Origin of the sequence: Caldimonas sp. (assembly GCF_046291045.1) — a bacterium.
Classification (GTDB): domain Bacteria; phylum Pseudomonadota; class Gammaproteobacteria; order Burkholderiales; family Burkholderiaceae_C; genus Caldimonas.
Map to the genome: position 1 here is coordinate 1 of NZ_JBKBSL010000068.1, position 5179 is coordinate 5179.

General features: G+C 64.4%; 5 protein-coding genes and 1 pseudogene. 5 read left to right on the forward strand and 1 reads right to left on the reverse strand.

Going from position 1 to position 5179, the window contains the following annotated elements; translation table 11 throughout:
• From ACK4ZD_RS15100 to ACK4ZD_RS15120, 5 genes are all read left to right on the forward strand, one after another.
• Positions 1–260: hypothetical protein (locus ACK4ZD_RS15100; RefSeq protein ID WP_409663912.1), on the forward strand; the 260-nt coding region annotated here is incomplete at its 5' end.
• A gap of 236 nt (positions 261–496) precedes the next feature.
• The gene (locus ACK4ZD_RS15105; protein WP_409663915.1) at positions 497–1627 is read left to right on the forward strand and encodes a restriction endonuclease subunit S; all 1131 of its coding nucleotides are present in this window, start codon (positions 497–499) and stop codon (positions 1625–1627) included.
• On the forward strand, positions 1624–3237 hold the full coding sequence (locus ACK4ZD_RS15110) for a hypothetical protein (protein WP_409663918.1): 1614 nt from the start codon (positions 1624–1626) through the stop codon (positions 3235–3237). The genes ACK4ZD_RS15105 and ACK4ZD_RS15110 overlap by 4 nt, the downstream gene beginning before the upstream one ends.
• Before the next feature lie 30 nt (positions 3238–3267).
• A complete protein-coding gene (locus ACK4ZD_RS15115; protein WP_409663921.1) occupies positions 3268–4320 on the forward strand; it encodes a virulence RhuM family protein in 1053 nt (350 codons plus the stop codon).
• On the forward strand, positions 4317–4865 hold the full coding sequence (locus ACK4ZD_RS15120; RefSeq protein ID WP_409663923.1) for a hypothetical protein: 549 nt from the start codon (positions 4317–4319) through the stop codon (positions 4863–4865). Before ACK4ZD_RS15115 ends, ACK4ZD_RS15120 begins: the two co-directional genes overlap by 4 nt.
• Before the next feature lie 194 nt (positions 4866–5059).
• Here the strand turns inward: ACK4ZD_RS15120 and ACK4ZD_RS15125 are convergent.
• Positions 5060–5179: pseudogene (locus tag ACK4ZD_RS15125) on the reverse strand (IS3 family transposase); the annotation flags it as partial.

Genomic DNA, 5179 nt, shown 5'->3' on the forward strand with positions numbered 1-5179 from the left:
CCATGGCCGAGAACATCGGCTACGACGCCACCGGCCGCACCACCTACCAGGTGGAGGTGTTGAGTGAGGTGCCCGAGCAGAGCCGCGTGGAGCGCCAGCGCTGCGACCTGTTCGACTGGAAAGTGAGCTTCGACTGGGTGCCCGGCGAGGGCAAGAAGCCCGGGCGCTGGAGCGAGCGCCACCGCGAGGTCATCCCCGGCAGCGGCCTGCTGGGCCAGTACGCGGCCTTCAAGACAAGCCCCGAACCTTTTTTCGTCTGACCCCCGTCCCCGCAGGGCAAGCGGTTTGCTTTGCGGTGAGGCGGGGGGACTGCGAGAGACGGCTCGATCCTGGATATCACTCGGTACCCGACTACGCCGAGGTGCTCCGGCGCCTAGGAACGGTACATGCCGTTTCTGACCTGATCGACTTCATTGACTCTGGGCGCCCCGTACCACCTCGTGTTTGCGAGTGCGGCATACCAGCATACGAGGTCGGGCACATTCAGGATGGGAGGTTGCTTCCGACCAAGGTGCAGGTCCTCGCCGATACTGACCGCGTGTTGGAGGCTGGTGACTTGCTGACCGGGCGTGTCGGCGGTCTTGGGCAGTTTGCTGTCTATGAAGATGAGGCGCCCGCATCGTTTTCCGATAACACCCTGCGACTGCGCCTAAAGGGATTGCATCGACAGCGGGCTCGATTCATTGCCGAGTTTTTGAACTCACAACCCGGGAGAGTGCAGCTCCTACGTGACAGTCGCGGCGGTCTGCAAAAGGTTGTCACGCAGGAGAGTGTCGGGCGAATCGTCATTCCGGACCTGGGGGCATCTGAGGCACGACTTGTCGCCGAACTCGACGCCGCCCGCGCCGAGCGGGATCGGGCGCTGGCGGAGGCGGAGGAACTGCTTGCCCGCTTTGAAGCCTGGGCGCTCGACACCATGGGCGTCAGACAGGCAAACCCTGTTCAGCGCAAGGCCTTCGCCGTCCGAGCGGGCAGCGCTTTGAAGCGTCTCGATCCATTCCATCACTCACCGGCGTTCATCGAGATCGAACGGGCGATCACGTCCGTCCCCCATGTCCGGGTCGGGGATGTTGCCGTTTTCTCCTCGGATACCTGGTCGCCAGGCGATCATCCCGATCCGACGTTTCGCTATATCGAGATCAGCGGTGTCGACCGCAGACGCGGAAAGGCGGTCGCTGTGGAAGTGCGCACTGAAGAGGCGCCAAGTCGCGCGCGCATGGCCGTTCAACCCGGCGACTTGATCGTCAGTTTGACTCGCCCCCATCACGGGTCAATCGCGCTGCTCGGCCCGGAGCACGCGGGCTGTGTTGCATCGACCGGCTTTTCGGTCATCCGTCAGGTCAGTGACTGCACCACTGCCGCTTTCTTGTGGGTGGTCCTGAGGTTGAGCTATTCATTGCAGCAAATGCTGCGGCGCGCCAGTGGCGGCAACTATCCCGCGATTACTCAAGACGAACTGGCCAACATCGTGGTGCCATTGCCTGACAAGCGCATTCAGACGCGCATCGTCGATGAAGCGATCTCCCGCAGCGAAAAAGCTGACGCGTTGGAGCAGCACGCCGAAACCCTCTGGCAGCAAGCCCGCGAACGCTTCGAACAACAACTGCTCCAGGGAGCCCCGGCATGATCCTCTCCGGCATCCTGCACACCTCGCTGGGCGGCTTCACCGTCATCCGCGGTGTGGCGCCGCTGGGCGAGCTGGCGCGCTGCTCGCGCTTCGACCCGGCCTATCAGCGCAACCTGATCGAAACCCACCGCAGCGAGATCGAACAGTTCCTGGCCGACCGGCAGTTTCTGTTTTTCCCCGAGGTGGTGCTGTCGGCCGCGCTGGCCTACGACTACGCCAAGGCCCGGGGCCGGGCCAGGGAGGTGCAGGCACTGGCCGACCTGCACGCCGGCAAGGCCTTCAAGTCCAACGTGGACGGGCTGGCCGTGCGCGTGGTCAAGACCAAGCTGCCCAAGGGGCTGGAGGTGGTGGGCGGCAGCGCCGCGCCCACGCTGGCCTATCTGGAGATCCCCGAGGAACAGCTCGGGCGCGACGATGGGCTGCGGCTGTTCCGAATCGACGGCAACCACCGCCTGAGCGCGGCGCGCGACCTCAAGCCCGGTGATGCCGCCTGGGGTCTGGAGACGCCGTTCTGCCTCGTGCTGCATCAGGACCCGACCGAAAAGCAGCGCTTCGAGAAGGTGGTCTTCCACAACATCAACGCCAAGCAAATCCCGCTGACCTCGGAGGAGAACCTGCGCCTGATCCTGCAAACCGGCGAGGGCGCCCTGTTCAGCGACGAGGACTTGCTCACCCGCCCGAGCTTCGGCCCGGCCTACTGGCTGGCGCGCCACCTGTTGCCGCAGTTCCAGGCCGATTTCCTGGGGGGCCTGAGCCAACACTTCGAGAACCGGCACACGCTGGCCCTGGGGCTGACGCAGTTCCTCATGGCCAAGCAGGCGGTGGCCAGCGAGGCCGAAGCCGCGCGTTTGCAGGGCGAGGTGGATCGCATCCGCCAAGCGTTGATCGCCGTCAACGCGCACTACGCCGAGCCGTCCCGCGTGGCGCTGCGCGAGGCGGGCTGCCACGGGGTGCTGACGGCCTTCGTCTACTTCGCGCTCAAGAACGAGGGGCGGCAACTCGCGGCCTTTGCCCGCTGGATCGAAACCAACCGCATCGACCGCCTGAGCCCGGCCACCACCACCCGCGGCCTGGGCTACCACTACCACCTGGGCCGCACACAGGCGGTGGACGCGGCAAGCCTGGTGGACGTGTTCGAGAGCGTGCTCACCGCGCGCCAGCGCCAGATCTTCATCTCCATGGCCTTCCGCGAGGAAACGAAGGAAACCTTCGAGACCATCAAGAAGACGGTGCGCCAGATCAACGACAAGCACCAACTCGACATCCGGCTGCGCGAGATTCGCATCGACCAGTTCAACAAGGGCCACAGCTACACCATCGACGACGAAATCCTGAAGGTGATTGAGGGCTGCGGGCTGTTGATCGCCGACCTGAGCTTTGGCAACCGCAACGTCTACCACGAGATCGGCTACCTCATGGGGCTGAACCGGGGCAAGGGCCAGGCGCAAGAGAACTTCATCCTCATCGCCGACAAGAAGACGCGCGGCGACGAGCTGGAAAGCGACATCGGTTTCAACCTCAAGAGCTGGCAGCAGCTGCGTTTTGACAGCACGCGGCAGCTGGAGGAGGGGCTCACCGAGAGCATCGAAACCTTCTACGGGTTGCGCTGAGGCAGGCCCCCGCACGATGGACGGCCCGACATGACCCCCACCCCGCCCCCCGGCGAACTGCTGCTCTACGAAACCGAGGACGGCCGCACCCGGGTGGAGTGCCGCTTCGCCGAGGACTCCCTGTGGCTGTCGCAGGCCATGATGGTCGAGTTGTTCCAGACCTCGCCGCAGAACATCACGCTGCACCTGAAGGCGATCTACGCGGAGGGGGAAGTCTCGGAGGCGGCAACCTGTAAGCGCTACTTACAAGTTCGGTCGGAAGGGGGGCGGCAGGTCCGGCGCAGCGTCAGGTTCTATAACCTCGACGCCATCCTGGCCGTGGGCTACCGCGTGCGCTCCGCGCGTGGCACACAGTTCCGCCGCTGGACCACCGAGCGTCTGCGCGAGTACCTGGTCAAGGGCTTCACGCTGGACGACGAGCGGCTGAAGAACCCGCCCATCGCCGACTCGGCCATGCCGGACCGCTTCGACGATCTGCCGGCCCGCATCCGCGATATCCGGGCCAGCGAGCGCCGCATGTACCTGCGGGTGCGCGAGATCTTCGCCATGGCGGCCGACTACGCGCCGACGCTGCCCCAGACCACGCAGTTCTTCCAGGTCATCCAGAACAAGCTGCATTTCGCCGTCACCGGCAAGACGGCGGCCGAACTGATTGGCGAGCGTGCCGACGCCCGCCGCCCTAGTATGGGCCTCACCACCTGGAAATCCGGCAGCGTGCAGAAAGCCGACGTGACGGTGGCCAAGAACTACCTGCACGAGCCCGAAATCGACGAGCTCAACCGCGTCGTGACGATGTGGCTGGACTTCGCCGAAGACCAGGCGCGGCGCCGCAAGCAGATCTTCCTGAAGGACTGGGCCGAGCGGCTGGATGCCTTTCTGGCCTTCAATGAGCGCCAGGTGCTGGACTGCGCCTGGCGGGTATCCAAATGGCAGGCCGACGACCATGCAGAGCACAATTACGAGCGCTATGCCGCCCAGCGGCGGGCGCTGCTGGAGGCCGAAGGCGCCGAGTTCCACGTACGGGCCCTGGAAGATGCCGCCAAGACTCTGCCCGAGCCCGACAAGAAGAGGAATCGAGAGTGACGACCGACAAAAGCACGCCCCGCTGGAGCGACGTCAAGGCCCGATTGGCGGAGTTGGACCACGCTGGCCTGGTCAAGCTGGTGCAAGACCTCTACGCCGCCAGCCGCGACAACAAGGCGTTTTTGCACGCTCGTTTTGGCCTGGGCGACGACCCGCTGGAGCCGTACAAGGATGTGATCATCCGATGGATCAACCCTCCTGACTTTCGCAACCCGATCTCTGTAGCCAAGGCCAAGAAGGCCATCAGCGATTACAAGAAGGCACTGGGCCGACCCGAGGGTCTGGCAGAACTCACCGTGTTCTATTGCGAAGAGGTGTTCGACTTTCTGGCCGGTTGCGGCATTGACGACGAGGGCTTTTATGACTCGCTGGTGCGGATGTTCGAACAGGCGCTGAAATACGTGCTCGCCTTGCCCGCTGCGCAGCAGGCGGCATTCCTAGCCAGGCTCGACCGGGTGCGCCAGTTGGGGCAAAACGTTGGCTGGGGTGTGGGCGATGACTTCGACCATTTCTGGTCGGCGGCTGGTCTGGCGGGAGACGAATAAATATGGGCAAACTTCCGATCAACCTGAATGACCTGCTGAGCCAGCGCACGGTTGAGGGCGAGCGCATCGAGTACAAGGCCGGGTGGAATCCGGACCCGATCATCCGTACCGTGTGCGCCTTCGCCAACGACTTCGAAAACCTCGGCGGCGGTTATGTGGTGATCGGGCAGGATTGTGACGCCAATGGCCAGCCGGTACAGCCAGCCCTCGTCTGTGGCGATGTAGGTGATGTCTCCACTCCACAGCTGGTTGGGTGCCTCGGGGTTGAAGCGCCGCTGCACCAGGTCGGGTGCCACCGGCAGGCTGTGGCGGCT